The sequence below is a fragment of the Streptomyces sp. L500 genome (assembly GCF_054551825.1).
Genome location: NZ_JBTOLC010000009.1, coordinates 94392 through 118491, shown reverse-complemented (window position 1 = coordinate 118491; position 24100 = coordinate 94392). Strand labels below are relative to the sequence as shown.

Sequence of the window (24100 nt, the reverse complement as noted above, 5' to 3'; positions counted from 1 at the left end):
GCCATGATGACGGCGATTCGCCCGAGGGCGAGCCGCCCCCGGGCCGACGAGAGGACGAGGCTATGGCCGGGCTCGGGATGGGGCGTGGTGTGCTGCGCCGCAAGCCGATCGAGACGATCGAGGAGGCGGAGGAGGCGGAGGCGCACGGCGAGCGGCTGTCCCGCAGTCTGGGGCTGTGGCAGCTGACCGCGATCGGCGTGGGCGGCATCATCGGCGCGGGCATCTTCAGTCTGGCGGGCACCATCGCCAACGGTGTGGCGGGCCCGGCCGTGCTGGTGTCGTTCCTGATCGCGGGTATCGCGAGCGCGGCGGCGGCGTTCTCGTACGCGGAGTTCGCGGGGCTCATCCCCCGGGCGGGCTCCGCCTATACGTACGGCTATGTGGTCCTGGGCGAGCTGGGCGGCTGGTTCATCGGCTGGGACCTGCTGCTGGAGTACACGGCGATCGTGTCCGTCGTGGCCATCGGCATCTCGGGTTACATCAACTTCCTGCTCGGGGAGACGAACGCCCAGTTGCCCGCGTGGATGCTGGGGGCGCCGGGGACGGGGCCCGGGCACCGGGTGGACCTGTTCGCGATGGTGTTGTGCCTGCTGATCGCCTATCTGCTGACCATGGGCATCAAGAACGCGGCCCGGTTCGAGACCGTGGTGGTGGGCCTGAAGGTCATCGTGGTACTGCTGGTGATCGCGGTGGGGTTCTTCCACGTCAAGAGCTCCAACTACCACCCGTTCTTCCCGTTCGGGCTGAGCGGCGCGTTCACGGGCGCGGCCACGGTCTTCTTCGCGGTCTTCGGCTATGACGCGATGTCCACGGCGGCCGAGGAGTCCAAGGACGCGCAGCGCCACATGCCGAGGGCGATCATCTACTCGCTGGTGATCTCGATGGTGCTGTACGTGCTGGCCTGCCTGGTGCTGACGGGCATGCAGAACTACAAGGACATCGACAAGGCGAGCGGATTCTCCACGGCCTTCAAGGCGGTGGGACTGACGGGGTTCGCGGACGTGATCGCGGTGGGCGCGATCATCGGCATCCTCACGGTGATGTTCACGTTCATGCTGGGGGTCACCCGGGTCTTCTTCGCCATGAGCCGGGACGGGCTGCTGCCGAAGTGGTTCGCGCACACCCACCCGACGCGGCACGTGCCGACGCGGGTGACGTGGATCGTGGGCGTCGCCTCGGCGCTGATCGCGGGGGTGATCCCGATCGGCGAGGCGGCGGAGCTCACCAACATCGGCATCCTGCTGGCCTTCGCGGTGGTGTGCACGGCGGTGATCGTGCTCCGCTACAAGCGGCCGGAGCTGCCGCGCTCCTTCCGCTGCCCGTGGGTGCCGGTGGTGCCGGCGATCGGGGTGGCGGCGTCGATCTGGCTGATCACCTATCTGGCGTGGCAGACGTGGGTGCGGTTCGCGGTGTGGTTCGTGATCGGGCTGGCGGTGTACTTCACGTACTCGTACCGCCACTCGGAGCTGGCGCACGCGGACGCGCGCGGGATCCCGCAGGATTAGTCGGGGCCGCCTCATACGGGCTCCGAAGCGGGCGCGCCCCGGCGCCGGCCGCCCGGGGCCGACAGCCCGACCGCCCCCGTGAGCAGGGCCACCACCGTGCCGGCCGTGAGGAACGCGCCCGCCGGGGAGGCGTCGACGAGCGGCGGGAGAACGAGTATCGCGGCCACGGTTCCCACCCGTGTGGCGGTGTGTTCGACGGCCATCAGCCGCAGCCGTTCCGCCGGAGGGTACGTCCCCAGGCGGGCCCGCATGGTGACGGTCCCCACGGGCACGGCCAGTCCCGACAGCAGGCACAGCGAGCCCAGGACGAGGTCGGAGCGCGCCGCCGCCATGGAGGCGGTCGCCAGGCCGTCGACCGCCCAGGCGGCGCAGCAGACGGCGAGCCAGGCGCGCGGCCGCAGGCCGCCGGCGACCGGGTTGCCGATGAGCGCGCCGATCCCGGAGACGGCGGTGATCAGGCCGTAGGCGCCCGCGCGGGTGTCGTGTCCGTCGGCGAGCAGCGCGGGCAGCCCGATCGTCGTCGCGGCGACGCACAGCGGCAGGGTGCCGTGCACGCCGATGGCCAGGCCGATGTCGGGCCGTTCCCGTACCAGCGCGGTGACGCGCACGGCGGGGACCCGTGTGGCGGAGGCGGCCCGGGGAGGCGGGGGCAGGAGCCGGGCCAGGCCGGCCAGGGCCGCCGCCGAGACGGCGAACGCGGCGCCCACGCACGTGAAGAGCTCGCTCTTGGAGACCACCAGCAGCAGCGCGCCCGCGCAGGCGTGCCCGGTGATCCGGGCCACGCGGCTGGTGAGGTCGAACAGCCCGGTGAGCGACTGGACCTGACCGGGCCGCCCGAGGCCGGGCACCAGCGCCTCGAAGTTCGGGTCGAAGAGCGCCCCGAGCACGCCGAGGACGCACACACCGCCCAGTACGACGGCCGTGCCCCGGGCGTCGGGCGACCAGGCGAGGGGCAGGGCCACGGCGACGCCCGCGCGCAGGGCGTCGACGGCGCCCAGCGCTCCGTAGGAGGCGAAACGGGCGACGACGCGCCGGCCCACGACGCCGAGGACGACGTAGGGCAGCGACTCCAGGAGGGCCACGAGCCCGGTGAGCGAGGCGGATCCGGTGCCCGCCCACACGCTCCACAGCACCGCCATCGCGTACAGCCGGTCCGCCAGCATGGACAGGCTGCGCGCCAGCCACAGGACCAGCACGGGGCGCTGTCGCAAGAGCCGCGCGTACTCCATGTGTCGTCACCGTAGGAGGCGCGGGGAGGAGCGGAGCCGCCTTTGGGCGACAGATCACTCGATCACAGGAGAAGTCATCACATGTGAAGGGTGGGTGTCACTTCAGCAGCCGGGACAGCCGCCGGTCGGCCAGCGGTTTGCCGCCGGTCTGGCAGGTGGGGCAGTACTGGAGCGACGAGTCGCGATACGAAACCTCGCGGATGGTGTCCCCGCAGACCGGGCAGGGCTGCCCGGTGCGGCCGTGCACCCGCAGGCCCGTCTTCTTCTCCGCCTTCAGGTCGGCGGCGACGTGGCCGCGCGAGCGCTCGACGGCCTCGCGCAGGGTGGTTTCCAGGGCCTCGTAGAGCGTGGCGCGCTCGTCGTCCGTCAGGGAGGCGGCGAGTTTGAACGGGGACATGCGGGCGGCGTGGAGGATCTCGTCGGAGTAGGCGTTGCCGATGCCGGCGATGACGCTCTGGTCCCGCAGGACGCCCTTGATCTGCCGGCGCTCGCCGCGCAGCAGCCCGGCGAGGACGTCGGGGGTGAAGCCGGGCGCGAGCGGGTCGGGGCCGAGCCGGGCGACGCCGGGTACGTCCTCGGGAGCGTGGACGCAGTACACGGCGAGCCGTTTGTGGGTGCCCGCCTCGGTGAGGTCGAAGCCCGCGCCGTCGGCCAGCCGGACGCGCAGGGCCAGCGGGCCCTTGCCGGGGCGGGGCGGGGTGGCGGGGAGCGAGGCGTGCCAGCGGAGCCAGCCGGCGCGGGCGAGGTGGAAGACGAGGTGGGGGCCTTCGCTGTCGCCATCCCCGTCGCCTGTCTCCAGGGCGAGGAACTTGCCGTACCGGCGCACGGCGGTGACCTCGCGGCCCTCCAGGGCGGACGGCGGCGGGTCGTAGGTCTTGAGGACGCTCACCGCGGCGGGCAGGATGCGCTCGATCGTGCGGCCGACGAGGTGTTCGGTGAGGAAGCCCGTCAGGGCCTCTACCTCGGGGAGCTCCGGCATGGGTCCAGTTTGCACTTGGCAGGCGTTTCGTCGCCTGGTGCGGCCCGGTGGTCGGGTTTGTGCCCACCCTCCCCCAGCTACCGCTGGGAGGTGCCCCCAGCCCTGCGGAACGCCTGCCCACAAACCCGGTCCCCCGTCACCAGTCGATGCGGTAGCCGGTCAGCCAGTCGCGGACCGGGCGTGCGGGGCTGGCCAGGCGGCGTTCCACCTCGGCGTCGCGGGCGCGCCGCTCCTCCGCGGTGACCGGTCTGCGGCGGGCGAGGGCGGCGCTCAGGGCGACGACGCGTTCGACGCGCTCGCGCCGCAGCCGCTCGTACCCGGCGAACGCCCGCGCCGTGCCGGGCAGGTCGCGCAGGCAGCGGGCGAGGACGACGCCGTCCTCGATGGCCAGCGACGCGCCCTGGGCGGCGTTGGGGGCGGTGGCGTGGGCGGCGTCGCCGATGAGGACGGCCCGCTCGTCGTGCCACACGGGGGTGCTGGGCAGGTCGTAGCAGTTCACGCCGACGACGTCGTCGCCGGTGGCGGCCACGATGGCGGCGGCGGGGGTGCGGTCGGCGGCGAAGACCTCGGCGAGGCGGCGGCGCCAGCCGTCGGGGGTGGCGGCGGCGAGAGCGGCCCGCGACAGCTCCGGGCCGGGGACGTTGGCGAACCAGAAGGTGCTGCCGTCCGGGGCCGTGGTGCAGCCGAAGAAGCCGCCCCGCCCGTAGTACATGCGGTAGGTGCGCGGCGGTGCCGGTTCGGCGCCGCCGAGGGCGGCGCGGGGCCCGGTGCGCCCGGAGACGGTGAACTGGCCGGTGTGGCGGGGCGGTGGCGCGGCCGGGTCGAGGAGGGCGCGGACCCGGGAGCGGATCCCGTCGGCGCCGATCACCAGCGTTCCCTCGGCGTGGGTGCCGTCCGCGAAGGACGCGACCATCCGGCCGTGGGAGCGGGTGGTGAGGCCGACGAGCCGCTTGCCGTGCTCGACGCGGACGCCCTGGCGGGCCGCCTCCTCCCGCAGCACCCGGCAGAGCACGGCCCGGGGGACGGTGCGGGGGCTCAGCCCGGCCTCGCCCGAGCCGGACATGGGCCGCCGGCCGAGGAGCCGGCCGGTCTCGCTGTAGGACTCCACCGTGTCGGCCGGGCAGGACACCTCGCGGACGGGCCCGTCGGCGCCGATGGCGCGCAGGGCCGCGAGCCCGTTGGCGAAGAGGGTCAGGAACGAGCCGGACGGCCCGGCTCCGGCCGGGACCGCCTCGTAGACGGTCGCGTCGAGGCCGGCCCGGCGCAGGGCCATCGCGGCCACGGGTCCGGCGACGCCGCCACCGATGATCAGGGCATGGGCCATGGTCCGTTTCCGTCCCCCCACACGTCACAGCCGGTCGAACACGTGACTAGGACGAAACCAGACGGGGTGAAGCCCGTCCAGAGCGCGTCCGCCTGCCGGTCGGCGCCCCGTCAGCGCCCCAGGGCGGCGGCGAGGTACCGCGCGGTGGCGCTCCCGGCGGCCCGCGCCACCTGTTCGGGGGTGCCGGCGGCGACGATCCGGCCGCCCTCCGCGCCCCCGCCCGGCCCCAGGTCCAGGACGTGGTCGGCGCCGGCCACCACGGACATGTCGTGCTCGACGACCACCACCGAATGGCCCGCGTCCACCAGGCCGTGCAGCTGACGCAGCAGCACCTCGGTGTCGGCGGGGTGCAGCCCGGTCGTCGGCTCGTCCAGGACGTACAGGGTGTGGCCCCGGTGGGCGCGCTGGAGTTCGGTGGCGAGCTTGATGCGCTGCGCCTCGCCGCCGGACAGCTCGGTGGCGGGCTGGCCCAGCCGCAGATAGCCCAGGCCGACGTCCTGGAGGGCGCGCAGGCCGCGCCGGGCGGCCGGCACATCGGCGAGGAACACGGCGGCCGCGTCGACGGTCATGTCGAGGACGTCCGCGACGGTGGCGCCCCGGTGGGTGACCTCCAGCGTCTCCGGGTTGTAGCGGGCGCCCCGGCAGGCGGCGCACGGCGCGTAGGTGCCGGGCAGGAACAGCAGCTCGACGGCGACGAACCCCTCGCCCTGGCACTCCTCGCAGCGTCCCCCGGCGACGTTGAACGAGAACCGTCCGGCGGTGTAGCCGCGGGCGCGGGCCTCGTCGGTGGCCGCGAAGACCTTGCGGACGGCGTCGAACAGCCCGGTGTAGGTGGCGAGGTTGGAGCGCGGGGTGCGGCCGATGGGCTTCTGGTCGACGCGCACGAGCCGGTCGACGGCCTCCAGCCCGTCGGCCTTCGCGGCACCTTCCCCAAGGGGGACTGTGCCGTCGAGGTGGGCGGCGACGGTCTCCGCCAGCGCCTGCCCGACGAGCGTCGACTTGCCCGAGCCGGAGACGCCCGTGACGGCGGTGAAGACGCCGAGCGGGAAGTCCACGTCGAGGTCGCGGAGGTTGTGCCGGTTCAGGCCGCGCAGCCGCAGCGCTCCGGACGGTTTCCGGGGCGTCCGGGTGAGGGCGGGCGCCGCCTCGGGGAAGACGAACCGGCGGGTCGCCGACTCCGGTACGGCCGCGAGCCCCTCGACGGGCCCGCTGTAGAGCACCTGCCCGCCGTGCTCCCCGGCCCGGGGGCCGACGTCGACGATCCAGTCGGCGCGGCGCACGACGTCCATGTGGTGCTCGACGACGAAGAGGGAGTTGCCCGCCGCCTTCAGCCGGTCCAGCACGGTCAGCAGGGCGGCGCTGTCGGCGGGGTGCAGCCCGGCGGACGGCTCGTCCAGGACGTACACCACCCCGAACAGCCCGGAGCGCAGCTGGGTGGCGAGCCGCAGCCGCTGGAGCTCGCCGGCGGAGAGGGTGGGGGTGGGGCGGTCGGTGCTGAGGTAGCCGAGGCCGAGCTCGGTGAGCACCTCAATGCGGGCGACCAGGTCGCGGGCGAGGGCGGCGGCCACGCCGTCGTCGCCGCTGTCGCGGGCCGGGCGCAGCGTGGCCGCCAGCGCGGCCAGCGGCAGGGCGGCGAGCTCGGCGATGTCGCGCCCGGCGAAGGTGACGGCGAGCGCCTCGGGGCGCAGCCGCCGCCCCGCGCAGACCGGGCAGTCCGCGCTCACCAGGTGCCGCTCGGCGCGGGCTCGCAGGGCGGCGCTCTTGGAGTCGGCGAAGGTGTGGAGGACGTAGCGGCGGGCGCTCATGTAGGTGCCCTTGTAGGGCCGCTGGATGCGCTCGGCCTCCCGGACGGGGTGCACGGTGACGACGGGCTGCTCGTCGGTGAAGAGGATCCAGTCGCGGTCCGCGCGCGGCAGCTCGCGCCAGGGCCGGTCGATGTCGTACCCGAGGGTGTCGAGGATGTCGCGGAGGTTCTTGCCCTGCCAGGCGCCGGGCCAGGCGGCGATGGCGCCGTCGCGGATGGACAGCGACGGGTCGGGGACGAGGGAGTCCTCGGTGACGGTGTGGACCCGGCCCAGGCCGTGGCATTCGGGGCACGCCCCGGCGGGGGTGTTGGGCGAGAAGGCGTCGGAGTCGAGGCGCTCGGCGCCCTCGGGGTAGGTCCCGGCACGGGAGAAGAGCATGCGCAGGGAGTTGGAGAGCGTGGTGACCGTGCCGACGGAGGACCGCGAGGTCGGCGCGGAGCGCCGCTGCTCCAGCGCGACGGCGGGCGGCAGCCCGCTGACCTCCTCCACCTTCGGCGCGCCCACCTGGTGGATCAGCCGCCGGGCATACGGGGCGACGGACTCGAAGTAGCGGCGTTGGGCCTCGGCGTACAGCGTCCCGAAGGCGAGGCTGCTCTTGCCGGACCCGGAGACACCGGTGAAGACGACGAGGGCGTCGCGGGGAATGTCGACGTCGACGCCTTTGAGATTGTGCGTCTGCGCTCCGCGCACGCGAACGAGGGGGTCGTGCATCAGCCCGATATTAGCGGCCCAGGTTGTGGGCAATCGTCCCGCAAGGCGGGACGGGTGGGCACAACCCGACCACCGGGCGGGTGCGAAGCTGGACGCCATGCACCACATCCTCGTCGTCGACGACGACCCCACCGTCGCCGAAGTGGTCACCGGCTATCTGACCCGCGCCGGCCACACCGTCACCCACGCCGCCACCGGCGAGGCCGCGCTCGCCGAGGCGGCCCGCCGCCGCCCCGACCTGGTCGTCCTCGACCTGATGCTCCCCGGCGGCATCGACGGCATCGACGTCTGCCGCGCCCTGCGCGCGACGCACGACCGCCTCCCGGTCATCATGCTCACCGCCCGGGGCGACGAAGAGGACCGCATCCTCGGCCTCGAAGTGGGCGCGGACGACTACGTCACCAAGCCCTTCAGCCCCCGCGAGCTCGTCCTCCGCGTGGACTCCGTGCTGCGCCGCTCGGCACCCACGAGCGCACCGCCCCTGCGGGCGGCGGGGCTGGTCCTGGACCCCACGGCTCGCCGCGCCACCAAGAACGGCACCGACCTGGCCCTCACCCTCCGCGAGTTCGGCCTGCTCGCCTTCCTCCTGCGCCACCCGGGGCGCGCCTGCACCCGTGAGGAGCTGATGCGCGAGGTGTGGGGCTGGGACTTCGGGGACGTGTCGACGGTGACCGTCCACGTCCGCCGGCTGCGCGCCAAGATCGAGGACGATCCGGCGAACCCCGCCCTGATCCGGACCGTGTGGGGCGTCGGCTACCGATTCGAGGCGGCCGGGAATGGGTGACACGCTGCTCATCGCCCTCCTCGCCTTCCTCGGCGCGGCCGCCGCCGGCCTCCTGGGCGCGCTGGCGTTGCGCGCCCTGCGCCACCGCTCGGTGACGGTCTCCCTCGCCGTCGTGGCCGCGGTGTCGGTAACCGCGATGCTGGCCGGGACGCTGGCCGTGGCCCGGGCGATGTTCCTGTCCGCGCACGACCTGACGGTCGTGACGACGGTGTGCGCGATGGCCGCCGTGGTCTCGCTCGCCACGGCCCTGCTGCTCGGCCGCTGGGTGGTGGCCCGCAGCGCCGACCTGACCCGCGCGGCCCGGTCCTTCGGCGAGGGCGGCACGTTCGCCGCCCCCGGCGGTGGTGCCACGGCGGAACTCGACGCGCTCTCCCGGGAGCTCGCCGCCACCAGTGCCCGGCTCGCCGAGTCCCGGGAGCGGGAGCGCTCCCTGGACGCCTCGCGGCGCGAGCTGGTGGCCTGGATCTCCCACGATCTGCGCACCCCGCTGGCGGGGCTGCGCGCCATGTCCGAGGCGCTGGAGGACGGCGTCGCCGAGGACCCCGCGCGCTACCACCGGCAGATCCGCACCGAGGTCGACCGGCTGAACACGATGGTGGGCGACCTCTTCGAGCTCTCCCGCATCCACGCCGGCGCCCTGCCGCTGCGCCCGAGCCGGATGTCGGTGTACGACCTGGTGGACGAGGCCCTGGCGGGCGCCGGGCCGCTGGCGCGCGAGCAGGGGGTGAAGCTGGTCGGGGACGGGGACGGGGACGGGGACGGCGTGGCCGCCGTGCCCGTCGAGGTGGACGGCAAGGAGATGACCCGGGTCCTGGGGAACCTCCTGGTGAACGCCATCCGGCGGACCCCGCCCGACGGCACGGTCGCGGTGGCCGCGCGGCGCGAGGCGGACGCGGTGGTGGTGTCGGTGACGGACGGCTGCGGCGGCATCCCGGAGGAGGATCTGCCCCGGGTCTTCGAGACGGGCTGGCGGGGCTCGGCGGCCCGGACCCGGCCCGGGGGCGCGGGGCTGGGCCTGGCGATCGTCCGGGGCATCGTCGAGGCCCACGCGGGCCGTGCGTCGGTCCACAACGTGCCCGGCGGCTGCCGGTTCGAGGTGACGCTCCCGGCGGCCGGCCCATGAACAACATGAGCAAACACCCGTCCCCTGAGCGTCAGCCCGTCGGCCCGCGCCACCCCGTGAAGGGTGATCACGGCCCAACACGCTGACGTGATCAGGGGTCGTGCGTCACGATGCACCCGCCGGCAGAGCGAGCAGCGACGACCGTGGAGCGGGATGGCCCATGTCCGACACCGGAGGCGAGTCAGATGTCGACGCCGACCCCCTGCGCAGGATCGCCGCGGCGATCGAGCGGGAGCGGGATCCCTCGACCCGGACGTGCCTGACCTGCGGCGGCCCGGCCCTCGTGGTGGTGCGGGAGGAGTCGGCCGGGAACAGCCCGCCGGTGATCAGCGCCCGGAAGGCGTGCGCGAACCAGGGCTGTGAGCGCCCGTGACCCCGGCGGCAGCCGTCCGCGCGGCCCAGCGCTGCTCGACCTTGGCGAAGCGCCAGTAGCCGAGGGCGAGGGCCCAGACCAGCACGAACAGTCCGACGATGACGAAACCGACGTTGTCGAGGTTCAGCCCGGCGATCCAGCCGGTCACCGCGTCGTCCAGATCGAGCTTCTCGTGGAGCACGCCCACCAGCTCGATGGTGCCGATGAGGAAGGCGACGGCGATGGAGAGCCCGGTGATGGTGAGGTTGTAGTAGACCTTTCTGACGGGGTTGGAGAACGCCCACTGGTAGGCGAAGTTCATGAACGTGCCGTCGAGCGTGTCGAACAGGCTCATGCCGGCGGCGAACAGCAGCGGCAGGCACATGATCGCGTACCAGGGCAGCCCGGCGGCGGCACCGCTGCCCGCCATGACCATCAGCGTGACCTCGGTGGCGGTGTCGAAGCCCAGGCCGAAGAGGAAGCCCAGCGGGAACATCTGGCCGGGGCGGCTGATGGAACGGGTGAAACGGCCGAGGACGCGGTTCATGAAGCCGCGCGAGTCGAGCTGCTTCTCCAGCTCCGCCTCGTCGTAACGGCCCTCGCGCATGGCGCGGAAGACCCTCATGATGCCGGCGAGGGCGATGAGATTGAGGACGGCGATGAGGTAGAGGAAGCCGCCGGAGACCGTGGTGCCGACGACACCGAGGGTCTGATGGGTGGTGGACTCCTCGTTCATCAGCGTCCCGGCCAGCCGGGTGCCGCCGGAGACCAGCAGCGTCAGCAGGACGACGACGCTGGAGTGGCCGAGGGCGAACCAGAAGCCGACGGAGACCGGGCGTTTGCCGTCCGCCATCAGCTTGCGGGTGGTGTTGTCGATGGCGGCGATGTGGTCGGCGTCGAAGGCGTGCCGCATGCCGAGGGTGTAGGCGGTGACGCCGAGGCCGACGCCGAAGACCTTGGAGCCGACGGTGTAGTGGTTCGGCACGACCAGCAGGAAGAGCACGCCGAAGGCGACGACGTGGAGGGCGACGACGACGGCCAGCAGGCCGGCGGTCCGCACGGTGTCCTCGCGGCGCCAGCGGAAGGCGGGCGCGGACGGTTCCGCGGACGGACCCGCGGACGGTTCTGTGGATATGGACATCTTGGGGTGAACGCTCCAGCACCTCGTGGATCATTTCGAGAATGCCGTGGCCGGTCTCCTGGCTTACGGGTGATGGCGTTACCGTCCCGCCTTCCCGGCAGCCGGACGCTGCCAGTGGCTCCGCGTGCCGGGGCACGCGGAAGAGGACGGTCACTCCCCGATCACAGTGGCGAGGGCCGCTCCGGAATCGGCCCACGAGGGCCTCACCGGTCTTCCCGAACACCACGGCCGGGCAACCATAACGTCCCGGCCGAGCCCCGGGGCAAAAATGTGGCACTTGCCATCTCTTCGCAGCAGGTACCGACACTTCGCAGGTGATGGACGCGCGGGTCGGCCCGGTGTACGAGTGCAGGAAGACTCCAGGGACGGACGCGAGAGGGCTGAGCGCCAATGGCGGACACGGCAGGGGACGTCGAGCGGAGGCCCGGGGAACCGGGGGAGCCGGTGGTGCCGGAGGAGCGGGCGGCGTTCGTCCGCCGCATCGGGCTGTTCCAGGCCACCGCCATCAACATGAGCCAGATGTGCGGCATAGGACCGTTCGTCACCATCCCCTTGATGGTGGCCTCCTTCGGCGGGCCGCACGCGGTCATCGGCTTCGTCGCGGGGGCGGTGCTGGCCCTGGCCGACGGGCTGGTGTGGGCCGAACTGGGCGCGGCGATGCCCGGCGCGGGCGGCAGCTACGTCTATCTGCGGCAGGCGTTCCAGTACCGGACCGGGAGACTCGTGCCGTTCCTGTTCGTGTGGACGGCGATGCTCTTCATCCCGCTGGCCATGGCCACGGGTGTGATCGGGTTCGTCCAGTACCTGGGCTATCTCTGGCCGGGGATGACACAGACCCAGGGCGATCTGACGGGCCTGGCGTTCGTCGTGGTGGTCGTCGGGCTGCTGTGGCGGCGGGTGGAGAGCATCGCGCGGATCACCGCGGTGCTGTGGGGCGTGATGATCGTCTCCGTCGTCCTGGTCATCGTGGCCGCGTTCACCCACTTCAGCCCGGACCGGGCCTTCACCTACCCGGCGGGCGCCTTCGACCTCACGACGGGTCAGTTCTGGCTGGGCTTCGCGGCGGGCCTGACCATCGGCATCTACGACTACGGGGGCTACAGCACCGTCGCCTACATGGGCGCCGAGATCAAGGACCCCGGACGGACCATGCCGCGGTCCATCATCTACTCGATCCTCGGCATCATGGCCATCTACCTGCTGCTGCAGATCGGCACCCTGGGCGTCGTCGACTGGCGGGAGATGCTGGACCCGAACTCCACGGCCGGGTCCTCCGTGGCCTCGGCGGTGCTGGAGCAGACCTGGGGCAAGGGCGCGGCGGACGTCGTCACCGTGCTGATCCTCATCACGGCCTTCGCGTCCGTCTTCACCGGGCTCCTCGGCGGCTCGCGCATCCCCGTGGACGCCGCGCGGGAGAACGTCTTCTTCCGCCGCTTCGGCGCCCTCCACCCCCGGCTGCGCTTCCCCGTGCTGCCGCTGACGACGATGGGCGTCGTCTCGGCCGTGGGCTTCCTGATCGGCCGTCACACCGACCTGGCGACGATCATCCAGTTGCTGATGGCGGTCATGGTGATCCTCCAGGCGCTGTCGCAGGTGCTGGCCGTGACCGTGCTGCGGCGCCGGCAGCCGGCGCTGCCGCGCCCGTACCGGATGTGGCTCTATCCGCTGCCGAGCCTGGTGGCGCTGGCGGGCTGGCTGGTGATCTACGGCTTCGCGGACCGCGGCTCCCCCGGCCGCCATCCCATCGAGTGGTCGCTGGCCTGGGTGGGCGCCGGGTGCGTGGCGTTCACGCTGTGGGCGGCGAAGGAGAAGGTGTGGCCGTTCGGGCCACGGGAGATCAGCGAGGACTATCTGCCGGGCGGGGCCTCGGCGCGGGGGCTCGCGGCGCCCGTGACCGCCGTCGAGGACAGGCCCGTCGTCGACGCGGGGGACGACGATCCGGACCCCGGCACGGGCCCCGGCACGGACCCCGGTACGGGCCCCGGAGGTGTGGCGCCCACCCCGGCCTGACGGGGCGTCGGCTCCACCGGCCGGGCCGCCCGGACTCCTGCGGTCCGGCCGAACGGTGATAAAACGGCACCCATGCCTGTGACCACTGCCCCTCCCCCACGCGCCCCCGATGCCCGGCAGCGCAAGCTGCTCTGGCACCGCCTCATATTCGGGCTCTGGTACCGGCCCGTCGAAGTCCTCGACGAGGCGCGGGACCGGAGCGTCTGGGGAGCGGCGGCCTTCCTGTCCCTGCTGTGCGGGGCGCTGGGGACGCTGGCCAACGACTCCTTCTGGGTGCAGTGGGGGGTCAGCCCCCTGCTGGCGCTGGAGGCCATGGCCATCGGCTCGCTGGTGATGATGCTCGCCAGCCTGCTGCTGGGCGCCGCCACCCACGCCATCGCCCGCCGGCTGGGCGGCAACGGCAAGTTCGCCCCCACGGCGAGCCTGTTCGTGGTGCTGTTCTGGGCGAGCGATCTGCCCCGGCTGATACTCGACACCTGGCTGCCCGCGGGTTCGGTGCCGGTGCGCGCCGCCGCGTCGGTGACGGCGGCCTTCGGCTACGCGCTCGCCACGCTGCTGATCCGGGGTCAGCACCATCTGCCCACCCACAGGGCGGTGGCGGCGGTGAGCCTCCAGATGCTGGCGGCGGTGACGCTGCTCAAGTTCCCGCCCGGCAGCGCCTGAGCGGATCCGCGTCGACGAGGTGACGTGACGACGAAGGCCCGCCCGGTGCGACGGGGGATGCACACCGGGCGGGCTCGAGGACAGTTCTACCTCATCAAGGATGGGTTATGCATCAAAAACCTGTTCGGCCGACCGAAGACCACCGGACGGGGAGCGATTTCAGGCCACGTGCGCGGATGGCCGGACGCCAGGTCAGCTCGTCCCTCGGAACGTCGAGTTCCAGATTTTCGAAGCGCTCCAGCAACGCGGCGAGCGCGGTCTCCGTCTCCATCCGGCCCAGCGCGGCACCCAGGCAGTAGTGGATGCCGTGGCCCAGCGCGAGGTTCCCCGAGCGGTCCCGTCCCAGGTCGAAGCGGTCGGGGTCGGGGAACCGGGCCGGGTCGCGATTGGCCGAGGCCAGCGACAGCAGCACCGTCTCACCCGCCTGGACCGTCACTCCGCCGATCTCCACGTCCTCCACCGGGAAGCGCCGGATCGCCAGCGGAACGGGTCCGTCCCACCGGCTGACCTCGTCCACGACCGCCGCGAGACCGTCCGGATCCTTACGCACCGCCCGCAGCAGTTCCGGACGGTCCAGCAGGGCGAGCACCGTGTTGCCGATGAGGTGGGTGACGTTCTCGTAGCCGCCGAACACGATGAGGAACGCCAGGGACGTCAGCTCGTCCCGGGAGAGGGTGTCCCCGGCCTCCTGCACCGCGATCAGGTCCGAGAGCAGGTCGTCGCCGGGCTCGGCGCGCTTGGTCTCGATGAGCGCGGTGAAGAAGGCCATCAGGGAGGCGACCGCCTCCTTCATCAGATGGGGCCGCGAACGGTCGGGGGTGATCATCGCGTCCGTCCAGGCCCGGAAGTCCACCTGGTCCGCCTGGGGGACGCCGAGCAGATGACAGATCACGTGGACCGGCAGCGGGCCCGCGAAGGACGCCAGCAGATCCGCCCGCCCCGCCGGCTCGACGGCGTCCAGCAGTTCATCGGCGAACGCCCGCACCGGGCCGCGCAGCTTCTCCACCCGGCCCGGGGTGAACGCCTTCACCACCAGCCGGCGCAGCCGGGTGTGGTCGGGCGGGTCCATGTTCAGCAGGTTGGCGTCGAGCGCCGGGGGCAGGGAGAAGCCGCTGTAGTTGCCGGGGAGGGCGTTGCTCCGGTCGAGGGAGAACCGGGGGTCGGCGAGGGCGGCCCGTACGTCGTCGTAACGGGTGACCAGCCAGGCGGGCTTGCCGTCGGGGCCCTCGAACCGGTGCACGGGGCCGCTCTCGCGGAGCCGGGCGTAGGTGCCGTAGGGGTCGGATATCAGGTCGGCCGTCGAAGGTGGGGTGTCGGTCGGTCGCATGGGATCCGACTCTAGACCGGACCGTCCGGTCCTTTTGTCCTGGATCGGAATGCCGGAGATCTCGATCGGGACACCGGGGAAAGGCAGGCCGGTCATCGCACAAGCGGCGCCGGATCCCGGCGGATCGTTCGATCCACCGGGATCCGGCGCCGGCCTGTGTCGTAGGCGGCCTTGACCCCCGTCCAGGGCCGCCTCGTCCATGGGCCGCGCGCCGTCAGGGACGGCGTGCCGCGCTGATCTCCCGTAGTTCGGTGAGCACCGCGTCGACCAGCGGATCGTGGAAGACGTCGGCGACGCGCGCCAAGTGCTCGTGCTCCTCCGCCGGGTCGGCGCTCACCGTCATCACCACGCTGTCGGCGGACGGCCGGGCCACGTGCCCCACGGTCTGGTTGCCCAGGCCCCTGCGGAGCGCGGCGGCCTCCACCACGGCGGCGGTGCGGTGCTCGTCGAGGGCGGCGGCGCCGGCCTTCTCCCGGGCGATCTCCAGGGTGACGGGCTCGACGTGCCGGCGGACGCCGCGCTGGATGTCACGGATCTCGGCCATCTGCCGGTTGGCCCGCCACTCCAGGTCCGCGAGCGGCCAGCGGGCCGTCCAGCGGGACTCGGGGATGGTGACCTCCGGGGCGTGGGCGGTGACCTCCCGCCACAGCGGCTCCAGCCGGCGCAGCCGGCGCCAGGCGGCGGCCCGGGGGCCGACGGCCGGCAGCGAGAAGCCGAGCAGCACCAGGAGCGCGGCCACCGAGGCCGTCATCGGCGCCACCCCGTTGGACAGCCAGTACTGCTCGTGGCCGGCCCAGCTCAGGACGAACCCGGCGAGCTTGCAGGCGCAGTACACCAGGCCCAGCCAGCAGCCCGCCGCCAGGGTCCGCAGCCCCTTGGCGAGCCAGGAGCGGCCCAGTTGGGCGGCGTAGCGGGGGCAGAGCGTACCGAGCCCGGCGAGGCTCACGCCGAAGATCAGCAGATAGAGCACCAGGAACGCGACGACGCCCGGGGCGTCGGCGTAGGCGGTGCTGAAGTCGCGCGGGTGCTCCACGTCGTCCGGGCGGCCGACGAGGAAGCAACCGATGGCCACGGCCCAGGTCAGCCCCACCGCCCACACCGCGAGGCGGCTGCGCGCGGCGGCGCGGGAGTGGGACCCCTCGTCGCCCCGGCTGGTCCAGCGCAGCAGCAGCACGGTGGCGCCGGAGGCGAACAGCACGACGGCCGAGTAGAGGAAGACCATCGCCAGGTTCGCGACGCCCGTCAGCCGGTCGAAGGCGCGGTAGACGCTGGGCGCGGAGAACAGGAAGACGATCGGCACGCCGGAGGTCATCAGGGCGGTCAGGCCCAGGTCGACGTTGCCGCGGTCGCGGAACCAGGCCCGGGCCTTGTAGCCGACGATGGCCCAGGTGACGGCGCTGAAGCTCAGGTAGAGGGCGTCGAAGGCGTCAAACACCGGCGCCCCTTCCGTCGGCGGACCCGTCCTGGATCTTCTGCCGGACGTGCTGGAGCGCGGGCCCCAGCGACGCGGCGAGCTCGGCGGCCTGCCCCTCCAGCAGGACGTCCTGGCCCGGCGGCGGAGGCACCACCTTGGCCATGAGGAGGGTGCCGAGGATCTCCGTCTCGCGCTCGGTGAGGTTGTCGTAGCAGTGGTGCCGGGCCAGGCCCATGGTCAGCCCCATGCGCCGCATGGCGGTGGCCACGTCGACCGAGGGCGTCCACACCTTGAGGGCGTCCTCGGTGACGGCGGGGTCCTGGTCGTGACCGAGCAGCAGGTGGCCGATCTCGTGGAGCACGATGTGGACCTGGTGCCACGGGGAGGTCTTCTGCTCGTAGATGACCCAGTACGCGTCGTCCGTGGTGGCCGTCATGCCGGAGACCACGCCGTCCAGGCTCATGGGCACCAGATGGATGGGCCGGCCCACATGGCGCGCGACGGCGCCGCACATGCCCTGGAGATCGGTCGACGCGGGCAGGGCGAGCTCCTGGATGAGCTGCTTGCACCGGCGACGTATCCGTCCCACGCGCATGCTTGCACCGTCCTCGTCCTCGGTACGCCGCCAGTTGGTGAAGAGGCCGTCCTCCGCTGTCACGGTCACGGTCGCTTTCCACCCCCCGCGTCGGGCGGGTCGGACGGAAGGTTCATCTGCTGCCGGAACTGGCTGATGATCGTGGTCAGGCTGTCCTGCACCTCGGGGGGCAGGCCCACCGAGCGCAGGGCGATGGCCCGGACGCGCTGGTCCCTCATCGCGACGAGGAAGCGGACCTCCTCCTCCACGCGCTCGGCCTGGGAGTCCGACAGATCGCCCATCAGGTACCCGACCGGCACGGCGAAGAACTTCGCCAGCGCCCGCAGGACGTCCGGGCTGGGGTTGGCGCGCTTTCCGTTGCGCAGCATCGACAGATACTGCTCGGTGAGCGTGACGTCGCCGTACTCCTCCCCGCGGCTGATCTCCTCGGCCACGTGGCCGTTGGTGTACGGCGCGCCGGGCGGGTGCATGTTCGCGAACAGGTAGTTGAGCCGCTGCGCGAGCGGGCTGCCCACGTCACCAGCCGATGCCGGCCTGTCCCCCCCGTTTGCCATCTGCCCCGTTCCTTCACGCGTGTTGCGTCGCACCGCGGCCGCAGGGCCCGGTACGACATACGACTCATTACTGCCTTTCACGGCCAGTTAAGTCCGTGGTGAGCCCTTGGAGACTTCGATGGGCATCCTGTCATGCCCGAAGCGCCGAGCACTAGTCCGTCGGCGGTTACGAGCGGGTGACGGACTTAACCACGGGTTGAGGTGGCTCGGGCCGGGGTGGGTTCGCCTACGGTGGGGGCATCAGCGGATGTGGGGGCGCAGTGGCGCGAAAAGGTTGCGGGGGCGGCATGGCAGGCGGTAAGGGCGGCGGGAGCATAGGGAGCCGGGAGCCGGGAGCCGGGAGCCGGGAGCCGGGAGCCGGGAGCCGGGAGCCGGGCTCTCCGGGCGAACCGGGTGATCTGCGCGTTCCGGTGGGGCCGGACGCCCGGCGGTGGCGGACGTTCCCGGGCCGCCGGCTCCTGGTGGCGGCGGCCCGCACCGTCACCTCCACCGTCCGCCTCCTCGACACCCTCCCGGCGCTCTGCCGCTCCGACCCCCGCCTCGACGTCGTCTTCGCCTTCGACCCCACCTCGGCCTTCGGCGACGGCGTCCACGACCTCCTCCGCGCCGCCGGCGTCCGGATCATGCCCTGGGGTCAACTGGCCCGTACGGAATGCCACCTCGTCGTCTCCGCCAGCGAGAACATCGACCTGACGCCCGTCCCCGCCGCCTGCCCCGTCCTCGTCCTGCCGCACGGCGTGGGCTTCCACAAGCTCGTACCGGACGCGCGCGGCACCGGCCGGCGCCTCTCCGGGGTCATGGACGACGAGCGCGCCTGGCACACCGTCTCCCACCCCGACCAGATCACCCAGCTCGCCGAGCACCACCCGGCCCTCGCGGCCCGCGCCCGGCTGATCGGCGACCCCTGCCACGACCAGATCCTGGCGTCCCGGCCGCTGCGCGACCGCTACCGCGCGGCGCTGGGGGTCCGGGACGGACAGCGGCTGGTGCTGCTCAGCTCCACGTGGGGCCCGCAGTCCCTGCTCGGCACCGACCCCGGGCTGCCCGCCCGGCTGGCGGCCGCCCTCTCCCCCGACGACCACCGCGTCGCCGCCGTCGTCCACCCCAACGTCTGGTCGGCGCACGGCTCCTGGCACGTCCGCCAGGTGGAGGCGGCGGCCCTGGACGCCGGGCTGCTGATCGTGCCGCCGCAGCGCGGCTGGCAGGCCGCGCTCGTCGCGGCGGACGTCCTCGTCGGCGACCACGGCTCCGTGACCTTCTACGGCGCGGCCCTCGGCACGCCGCTGCTCCTCGCCGCGTTCGGCGAGGAGTCGGTGCCGGGGACGCCGATGGGCGAGCTGGGACGCGTCGTCCCGCGCCTCGACCCGTACGCGCCGTTCGGCCCCCAACTGGAGCGGGCCGTGGCCGAGCACGACGCGGAGCGCGTGGTCAAGGTGACGTCCGGCGCCTTCATCGACCCCGGGCGGGCGCTGGAGCGGCTCCGGTCGCTGGTCTACGAGCTCCTCCACCTGCCTGAACCGGCGGCCTCCGGCCCACCGCCCCTGTACGCGGCGCCCGAGCCGCGGGCCGAGGGCGGGCGGGTGACGGCCCTGTGGGTGCGTACGGAGGTGACTGCCGAGGGGATGGTGGCGGTGGACAGGCTGCCGGTCGTGGCGGCCGAACCGGAGGAGGGTGACGGTGTGTTCGTCCACCTCGCGTGCGACGAGGACGAGCAGGACCTGCGGCTGCTGGGCAGCGCGTCCGTGATCACGTCCGGGCCGGCCCCGGGGGCTGCGACGGCCTCGGCCCGGGCCCGCGAGACGCTCGCCCGGTGGCCGGGGTGCCGGCTGGCGACGGCGGGGTTCGCGGGTGGGTGTGTGAGTGCGCTGTGGGACGGGCGGGTGGTGGAGACGCGGGCGACGGGCGCGGCGTTGGAGCCGGGGGTGCACGCGGCCGTCGTCTACGGGCTGTTGCGGGCGGGGCGGGAGTTGGACGGGGTGTTCACGGTGCGGGTGGGGGCGCGGGAGGAGGACGTGGTGGTTGCGCCCCGGCCCCGCCCTTTCCCCTGTGCATGACGCGCATGGGCGGCCCTGGTCCGGCGCTGATAGGACAGGGAGCAGATGCCGAGGGACACACCGATCGCGAAGAAGTTGAGGAACCCGACGACGAACACCGCGGGGGACATGCCGGCCAGGTTCGCCGTGGGGAGGCCGCCGGTCACGATGACCGCCAGACCGAGGCTCCCGTACGGCGTGAGGGTCACCGCGGCCGCCCAGCCGGGCGCCAGCAACAGCCGTCGCGGGACCCGTCGGCCCCGGAGCGCGGGCACCCAGCGCGGGAACACCTGACCCCATGGCCGGATGAGTGCGCCGAGCAGCGTGATGCCCAGGACGATGCCGACGGCGGTGAAGTCGATGCCGTGCCGCTCCAGCCACACGAGAGGCCAGGGAGCCCCGTTCCTGGCGAATTCGTCGGCGAGGTTCAGCCCGCGGGGCTTGCCCGCGGTGCCACCCCACGACCAGTAGAGCTTCATCGCCACGTACGGGAGAGCCCCGACGGCCCCCGCGACCGCCACCCAGGTGACCGTGCTGCCCGCACCGCCCGGCGCGGGGCCGTCGGACATCCTTCGCGTCATCGTTCATTCCGGTCGCGGCGCCCCCGAGCGGGCGTCTGCGCGGTGAGGTGGCGCAGCAGCCGCACCCACGGAGTCCTCCGCGCACGTGCGCTGTTCGCCGGTTCGAAGGCGTGCGCCGCCCGGTCCAGGCACTCCTCCAGGAGCGCGTCGTGCAACCAGCGGAAGGCCAACGGCCACCAGAGCCGGGCGCTGCCGTGCAGCCGCACCACGATGGTGTGGCGGAGTACGGCGCCGCCCGCCTCGGCGGGCTGGACGGTGAACTCGTGGATGCCCTCGAAGCCGCGCGGGGCCGAGAACCGGAACCTGACCCACTGGCCGGGCACGTAGGCCGCGACGGTGTAGCCGATCGGGCCGTGACCGCCCCGCGAGCCGACGCGCAGGCCCCGGTCCAGCACCATCCGCGGCCAGGCCGGGCTCGGCCACAGCGGGTCGTCGGCGCCCGCCAGACCGTCGATCAGGGCACCGACCTGCTCGGGCGATGCCGGGAGCCGGCGCTCGTGGACGTTCAGCACGGCCATGGCGTGCCCCTTTCCAGAGATATTAGAGATCACTCTCCAATTGAAATAGAGGGTACTCTCCATTTCATGGCCCGGCCACCCCGCTATGACGAATCAGACCTCCTCGACGCCGCCCTGCGCCTGGCCGCCGCCCACGGGCCGGCCGCGGTCACCATGTCGGCGGTCGCCCGCGAGTGCGGCGCTCCCAGCGGCTCCGTCTACCACCGCTTCCCGCAGCGGGCCGTCCTGCTGGCCGAGTTGTGGCTGCGCACGGTCGACGAGTTCCAGGCCGGCTATCTCGCCGCGCTCGACTCCCATCCGCAGCCGCACGAAGCGGGCGGCGCGGCCGCACGCCACGTCGTCGCGTGGAGCCGGACGCATCCCGAGCAGGCCGCCGTGCTGCTGCACGGACCCGACGCCTTCAGCCAGGACGAGTGGCCCGAACCACATGCGCGCCGCTTGGCGGACAGCAACCGGCGGGTTCGCGAGAGGTTGTCGGCGTTGGCCGTCCAGCTCGGCGCCACCGCGGCCGCGGACGTCGAGCGCGTCGTACTGGCCGCCGTCGACCTGCCACTGGCGCTGGTGCGCAGACATCTGCGCGGCCGGACACCCTTGCCCGAGTTCGCCGAGGATCTCGCGCAGGACGGCGCGATCGACCTGCTTCGGGGGCTGGCGGTTTCCGCGGGGGCCCGGACCCGGCCATGACGCAGGGCGACACCCGGCCCGAACAACCGCCTAAAGGGCCGACAGCCGCTCCCGCAGCTCCCCCGCCCGGGGGCTGCCCCCGGCCGCGAGCAGCTCCACCGCCCGTGACAGGTGTCCCCGCGCGGCCTGCGCGTCCCCGGACCGCTCCAGCAGGCCCGCCAGCTCCTCCCTCACCTCCGCCTCGTAATGCCCCGCCCGCGTCTCGCGCAGCATCTCCGCCGCCCGCTCCAGCGCCTCCGCGCTCCCCGCGTGGCGGCCCAGCGCCGCCAACGCCCGCCCCGCCATGCGTACGTCGCCGAGCGCGCTCAGCGCCTCGTACGACGCCGTCAGGGCGGCGAGACCGGCCTCGCGGTCGCCGGAGGCGATGAGCGCTCCGCCCATGAAGAAGCGCGCCAACGCGGCTCCGCGCGGCTCGTCCGCCGCGACGTTGAGGGCGAGGGAGTCCTCGTAGACCCGTACGGCGCGGGCCGGGTCGTAGCGGTCCCAGTAGCGGCCGGAGAACTCTCGTACGGACGCGCGCAGCACGGGGTGGCCGGAGGCGTCGGCGAGGACGGTGGCGGTTTCGAGTTCCTCGCGGGCCCGGTCGTGGGCGCCGGTGTCCATGAGGGGGCGGGAGAGGAGGCTGCGCAGGCGGGCCTCGGCGGCCCGGTCGCCTGTGCGGGCGGCGGCCGCGGCGCCGAGGGTGCCGGACTCGATCCAGTCGGCGAGGTGCCGGTGGTGGAGGTAGAGCGCGGTGAGGGACTCGGCGAGCTGCCAGGCGCGGCGGTCGAGGCCGTGGGCGGCGGCGGCCCGCAGTACGGCGAGGGCGTCGGCGCGTTCGGCCTCCAGCCAGTCGAGGGCGGTGTCGCGCGCGCCGGGCCCGGTGAAGGGGTCCTCGTGGCCGGTGAGGAGCTCGTCGTGGTCGGTGATGCGCAGCCGGTTCCCCATGACGGCCCGGTCGGCGAAGGCGGCGCGGACGGTGTAGTGGTCGACGATCCGGCCGAGGGCCGCTTCCCGTTCGGCGGCGGGTTCGTCGGACTCGGCGCGGTCGCGGGCGTGCCGCCGGACGAGGTCGTGCAGCCGGTGGCGGTCGCGCACGGCGTCCTCCAGGAGGCTGGCGGCGTCGAGGACGTCGAGGAGCCGCCGCGCGGTGGCGGGGTCGCTGCCGTCGGCCGCGGCGGCGGTCTCCGCGTCGAAGCCGCGGCCGGGCAGCAGGCCGAGACGGCGGTAGAGACGCAGCGCGTCGGCGGGCAGGTCGCGGCAGGCGATGCCGAGGAGCGCGGACATGCCGTTCGCGGGGTCCAGGGAGAGGGCCGCGAGGCCGCCGCTCTCCGCCTCCAGTTCGGCGGCGAGGGCCGCCACGGTGAGGCGTCGGTGGGTCAGCAGCCGGGCGGCGGCGAGGTGGAGGGCGACGGGCAGGCCGCCGCAGCCCTCGACGAGCCGGGCGGCCGCCTCGGGTTCGGCGGCGATCCGTGCCGGGCCGCAGAGCTCGGCGAGGAGTCTGCTGCCGCTGTCGGCGTCCAGGGGGTCGAGGGGCAGCAGGCGGGCGCCGTCGAGGACCAGTTCGCCGAGGCGGCGGCCGCTGGTGGCGAGCACGGCGCTGCCGGGCGCGGCCGGGAGGAGCGCGCTGACGTGGGCGGGGTGGGTGACGTCGTCGAGGACGACGAGGACGCCCTGTTCGGCGGTGCGGCTGCGGTAGAGCCCGGCGAGTTCACCGAGGGTGGCGGGGAGGTAGCGGTCCTCGACGCCGAGGGCGCGCAGGCAGCGGGCGAGCCCGGCGGAGACGTCGGCGCCGCCGCCCGTGGGGCCGCGCAGTTCGGCGAAGTCGACGTAGAGCTCGCCGCCGGGGTAGCGGCCGCGCGCGGTCTCGGCCCAGCGCCGGGCGGTGGTGCTCTTGCCGACGCCGGGCAGCCCGCTGAGCACGGCGATGCGGGGCGGCCCGCCCGCGTCCGGGTCCAGCCAGCCGTCCATGTCGGCCAGCTCGTCCACCCGGTTGACGAACCGGGGCGTGCTCGGCGGCACTTGGTGCGGGACGGTGACGGGCGGCGGCTCGGGCGCGTGATGGTGGTGGTACGTCACCTTCCGGGCCTGGATGACCGTCTCGGCCCGCCCCGCGAAGTGATTACTGGTCTCACCCGCCGTCGCCCCGCCCGCCGTCGGCTCACCGGCCAATGGTGAAGTCCCTGCCCTGGTAGAGGTTGGTGGCGTGGCCTCCCGAGAAGGTGTTGTTGACCGTGCTGTTGTCCACGGACAGCGTCGCCGACCGGGCCTCCTCGGCCCACTGCCGGAACTCCTCGGCGAAGGCGGCGTCCTGATAGACGCGCCCGAAGATCAGCGCTGCCAGCGACTGGACCTGCTGCTCGTCCCGGGGGTCGACCGGCAGGGCCACCGTGCCCTCCTCGTCCTCACCGGCTCGGCCCCTGCCGAACGCCCGGCGGACCATTCCCACCAGCGAGCCCCAGGCCTGCCGTCCCGCTTCCGTACCGACGGATCCCGCCGCGGCCGTGACCGCGCTCGTGATCGCCCCCAACGACACCGGATCGACCATCAGTCGACTCCCCCCTCGTGTCCCTCGTGAGCGGGTGGACCGGACGTCCGCCCGTCCGCGACAGGCTACCGCCACGCTCCGACAGTCGTGCCCGACGTGTCCGGGTTCACTGCGCGGCGTCTGTCCGGCGACTGTCCGGCGTCTGTCCGGCGTCCCGGTGAATCCTGTCGCGTCGGCGACTCACCCCTCGCGCCCCCGCCGTAGGACGATGACACGCTCACCTCGTACGTGCCCTTCGTGC

At 73.4% G+C, this 24100-nt stretch carries 21 protein-coding genes and 1 riboswitch; of the genes, 8 read left to right on the top strand and 13 right to left on the bottom strand.

From position 1 onward, the window contains the following. Positions 1–62: 62 nt before the first annotated feature. Positions 63–1505, top strand: coding sequence for an amino acid permease (locus ACX9I7_RS12020; RefSeq protein WP_459387292.1), 1443 nt, complete (start codon positions 63–65; stop codon positions 1503–1505). Positions 1506–1516: 11 nt separating this feature from the next. Here ACX9I7_RS12020 and ACX9I7_RS12015 read toward each other — a convergent pair whose 3' ends face one another. The 4 genes from ACX9I7_RS12015 to uvrA form a co-directional block, all read right to left on the bottom strand. Beyond that, positions 1517–2734 carry an MFS transporter gene (locus tag ACX9I7_RS12015; RefSeq protein WP_459387291.1) on the bottom strand — a complete coding sequence of 406 codons (1218 nt, stop codon included), beginning with the start codon at positions 2732–2734 and terminating at the stop codon, positions 1517–1519. 97 nt (positions 2735–2831) lie between these two features. Then, positions 2832–3713: an Fpg/Nei family DNA glycosylase gene (locus ACX9I7_RS12010; protein WP_459387290.1), complete on the bottom strand. Its 882-nt coding sequence runs from the start codon at positions 3711–3713 to the stop codon at positions 2832–2834. Between the two features lie 136 nt (positions 3714–3849). Beyond that, positions 3850–5037, bottom strand: coding sequence for an FAD-dependent monooxygenase (locus ACX9I7_RS12005; protein ID WP_459387289.1), 1188 nt, complete (start codon positions 5035–5037; stop codon positions 3850–3852). Positions 5038–5147: 110 nt separating this feature from the next. Continuing rightward, positions 5148–7553, bottom strand: coding sequence for an excinuclease ABC subunit UvrA (uvrA, locus tag ACX9I7_RS12000; RefSeq protein ID WP_459387288.1), 2406 nt, complete (start codon positions 7551–7553; stop codon positions 5148–5150). A 97-nt stretch (positions 7554–7650) separates the two neighbouring features. On the opposite strand from uvrA, the gene ACX9I7_RS11995 reads away from it, so the two are divergent. The 3 genes from ACX9I7_RS11995 (at position 7651) to ACX9I7_RS11985 (ending at position 9833) form a co-directional block, all read left to right on the top strand. Then, positions 7651–8337: a response regulator transcription factor gene (locus ACX9I7_RS11995; RefSeq protein ID WP_387567761.1), complete on the top strand. Its 687-nt coding sequence runs from the start codon at positions 7651–7653 to the stop codon at positions 8335–8337. After that, complete coding sequence (locus ACX9I7_RS11990) at positions 8330–9460, top strand: sensor histidine kinase (RefSeq protein ID WP_459387287.1); 1131 nt, start codon at positions 8330–8332, stop codon at positions 9458–9460. Before ACX9I7_RS11995 ends, ACX9I7_RS11990 begins: the two co-directional genes overlap by 8 nt. 160 nt (positions 9461–9620) lie before the next feature. Then, positions 9621–9833: a hypothetical protein gene (locus ACX9I7_RS11985; RefSeq protein ID WP_126916992.1), complete on the top strand. Its 213-nt coding sequence runs from the start codon at positions 9621–9623 to the stop codon at positions 9831–9833. Here ACX9I7_RS11985 and nicT read toward each other — a convergent pair. Further along, the gene (gene nicT / locus ACX9I7_RS11980; RefSeq protein ID WP_387567757.1) at positions 9787–10953 is read right to left on the bottom strand and encodes a Nickel transporter NicT; all 1167 of its coding nucleotides are present in this window, start codon (positions 10951–10953) and stop codon (positions 9787–9789) included. The two genes, ACX9I7_RS11985 and nicT, sit on opposite strands and share 47 nt — an antisense overlap. A 31-nt stretch (positions 10954–10984) precedes the next feature. Continuing rightward, a riboswitch (cobalamin riboswitch) is annotated at positions 10985–11195 on the bottom strand. A gap of 148 nt (positions 11196–11343) precedes the next feature. Here nicT and ACX9I7_RS11975 point away from each other — a divergent pair. Further along, positions 11344–12963, top strand: a complete 1620-nt coding sequence (locus ACX9I7_RS11975; protein WP_387567755.1) for an APC family permease — start codon at positions 11344–11346, stop codon at positions 12961–12963. Positions 12964–13035: 72 nt separating this feature from the next. Further along, positions 13036–13626, top strand: a complete 591-nt coding sequence (locus tag ACX9I7_RS11970) for a YIP1 family protein (protein WP_387567753.1) — start codon at positions 13036–13038, stop codon at positions 13624–13626. A 112-nt stretch (positions 13627–13738) separates the two neighbouring features. On the opposite strand, the gene ACX9I7_RS11965 is transcribed toward ACX9I7_RS11970, so the two are convergent. The 4 genes from ACX9I7_RS11965 to ACX9I7_RS11950 all read right to left on the bottom strand — a co-directional run bounded on the left by ACX9I7_RS11965 (position 13739) and on the right by ACX9I7_RS11950 (position 17516). Continuing rightward, positions 13739–14953, bottom strand: coding sequence for a cytochrome P450 family protein (locus ACX9I7_RS11965; protein WP_459387286.1), 1215 nt, complete (start codon positions 14951–14953; stop codon positions 13739–13741). A gap of 214 nt (positions 14954–15167) precedes the next feature. Beyond that, positions 15168–16388, bottom strand: coding sequence for an MAB_1171c family putative transporter (locus tag ACX9I7_RS11960; protein WP_459387285.1), 1221 nt, complete (start codon positions 16386–16388; stop codon positions 15168–15170). Continuing rightward, positions 16381–17031 (bottom strand): hypothetical protein, encoded by a 651-nt coding sequence (locus ACX9I7_RS11955; protein ID WP_358621821.1) that lies wholly within the window; start codon positions 17029–17031, stop codon positions 16381–16383. Before ACX9I7_RS11955 ends, ACX9I7_RS11960 begins: the two co-directional genes overlap by 8 nt. Beyond that, entirely contained in the window at positions 17028–17516 is a 489-nt protein-coding gene (locus tag ACX9I7_RS11950) for a helix-turn-helix domain-containing protein (RefSeq protein WP_189448053.1), read from the bottom strand. The genes ACX9I7_RS11955 and ACX9I7_RS11950 overlap by 4 nt, the downstream gene beginning before the upstream one ends. A gap of 287 nt (positions 17517–17803) precedes the next feature. On the opposite strand from ACX9I7_RS11950, the gene ACX9I7_RS11945 reads away from it, so the two are divergent. Next, entirely contained in the window at positions 17804–19570 is a 1767-nt protein-coding gene (locus ACX9I7_RS11945; RefSeq protein WP_459387284.1) for a hypothetical protein, read from the top strand. On the opposite strand, the gene ACX9I7_RS11940 is transcribed toward ACX9I7_RS11945, so the two are convergent. Both ACX9I7_RS11940 and ACX9I7_RS11935 read right to left on the bottom strand, forming a co-directional pair. Further along, positions 19456–20118, bottom strand: a complete 663-nt coding sequence (locus ACX9I7_RS11940) for a hypothetical protein (RefSeq protein ID WP_387567745.1) — start codon at positions 20116–20118, stop codon at positions 19456–19458. The two genes, ACX9I7_RS11945 and ACX9I7_RS11940, sit on opposite strands and share 115 nt — an antisense overlap. 8 nt (positions 20119–20126) lie before the next feature. Beyond that, positions 20127–20648, bottom strand: a complete 522-nt coding sequence (locus ACX9I7_RS11935) for an SRPBCC family protein (RefSeq protein WP_459387283.1) — start codon at positions 20646–20648, stop codon at positions 20127–20129. Between the two features lie 66 nt (positions 20649–20714). On the opposite strand from ACX9I7_RS11935, the gene ACX9I7_RS11930 reads away from it, so the two are divergent. Then, positions 20715–21332 carry a TetR/AcrR family transcriptional regulator gene (locus ACX9I7_RS11930; RefSeq protein WP_459387282.1) on the top strand — a complete coding sequence of 206 codons (618 nt, stop codon included), beginning with the start codon at positions 20715–20717 and terminating at the stop codon, positions 21330–21332. A 30-nt stretch (positions 21333–21362) separates the two neighbouring features. On the opposite strand, the gene ACX9I7_RS11925 is transcribed toward ACX9I7_RS11930, so the two are convergent. After that, positions 21363–23483: a hypothetical protein gene (locus ACX9I7_RS11925; protein WP_459387281.1), complete on the bottom strand. Its 2121-nt coding sequence runs from the start codon at positions 23481–23483 to the stop codon at positions 21363–21365. Next, positions 23473–23859, bottom strand: coding sequence for a hypothetical protein (locus ACX9I7_RS11920; protein ID WP_459387280.1), 387 nt, complete (start codon positions 23857–23859; stop codon positions 23473–23475). Before ACX9I7_RS11920 ends, ACX9I7_RS11925 begins: the two co-directional genes overlap by 11 nt. Positions 23860–24100 lie beyond the last annotated feature (241 nt).

What these genes read in the sequence shown, in the direction of transcription:
- ACX9I7_RS11995 (WP_387567761.1), top strand. Translation starts at nt 7,651, where the DNA reads ATGCACCACATCCTCGTCGTCGACGACGACCCCACCGTCGCCGAAGTG.
- ACX9I7_RS12020 (WP_459387292.1), top strand. Translation starts at nt 63, where the DNA reads ATGGCCGGGCTCGGGATGGGGCGTGGTGTGCTGCGCCGCAAGCCGATC.
- ACX9I7_RS11950 (WP_189448053.1), bottom strand. Translation starts at nt 17,516, where the DNA reads ATGGCAAACGGGGGGGACAGGCCGGCATCGGCTGGTGACGTGGGCAGC.
- ACX9I7_RS11970 (WP_387567753.1), top strand. Translation starts at nt 13,036, where the DNA reads ATGCCTGTGACCACTGCCCCTCCCCCACGCGCCCCCGATGCCCGGCAG.
- ACX9I7_RS11985 (WP_126916992.1), top strand. Translation starts at nt 9,621, where the DNA reads ATGTCCGACACCGGAGGCGAGTCAGATGTCGACGCCGACCCCCTGCGC.
- ACX9I7_RS11935 (WP_459387283.1), bottom strand. Translation starts at nt 20,648, where the DNA reads ATGGCCGTGCTGAACGTCCACGAGCGCCGGCTCCCGGCATCGCCCGAG.
- ACX9I7_RS11930 (WP_459387282.1), top strand. Translation starts at nt 20,715, where the DNA reads ATGGCCCGGCCACCCCGCTATGACGAATCAGACCTCCTCGACGCCGCC.
- ACX9I7_RS12010 (WP_459387290.1), bottom strand. Translation starts at nt 3,713, where the DNA reads ATGCCGGAGCTCCCCGAGGTAGAGGCCCTGACGGGCTTCCTCACCGAA.
- ACX9I7_RS11975 (WP_387567755.1), top strand. Translation starts at nt 11,344, where the DNA reads ATGGCGGACACGGCAGGGGACGTCGAGCGGAGGCCCGGGGAACCGGGG.
- ACX9I7_RS12015 (WP_459387291.1), bottom strand. Translation starts at nt 2,734, where the DNA reads ATGGAGTACGCGCGGCTCTTGCGACAGCGCCCCGTGCTGGTCCTGTGG.
- ACX9I7_RS11990 (WP_459387287.1), top strand. Translation starts at nt 8,330, where the DNA reads ATGGGTGACACGCTGCTCATCGCCCTCCTCGCCTTCCTCGGCGCGGCC.
- ACX9I7_RS11965 (WP_459387286.1), bottom strand. Translation starts at nt 14,953, where the DNA reads ATGCGACCGACCGACACCCCACCTTCGACGGCCGACCTGATATCCGAC.
- ACX9I7_RS12005 (WP_459387289.1), bottom strand. Translation starts at nt 5,037, where the DNA reads ATGGCCCATGCCCTGATCATCGGTGGCGGCGTCGCCGGACCCGTGGCC.
- ACX9I7_RS11920 (WP_459387280.1), bottom strand. Translation starts at nt 23,859, where the DNA reads ATGGTCGATCCGGTGTCGTTGGGGGCGATCACGAGCGCGGTCACGGCC.
- uvrA (WP_459387288.1), bottom strand. Translation starts at nt 7,553, where the DNA reads ATGCACGACCCCCTCGTTCGCGTGCGCGGAGCGCAGACGCACAATCTC.
- ACX9I7_RS11945 (WP_459387284.1), top strand. Translation starts at nt 17,804, where the DNA reads ATGGCAGGCGGTAAGGGCGGCGGGAGCATAGGGAGCCGGGAGCCGGGA.
- ACX9I7_RS11940 (WP_387567745.1), bottom strand. Translation starts at nt 20,118, where the DNA reads ATGTCCGACGGCCCCGCGCCGGGCGGTGCGGGCAGCACGGTCACCTGG.
- nicT (WP_387567757.1), bottom strand. Translation starts at nt 10,953, where the DNA reads ATGTCCATATCCACAGAACCGTCCGCGGGTCCGTCCGCGGAACCGTCC.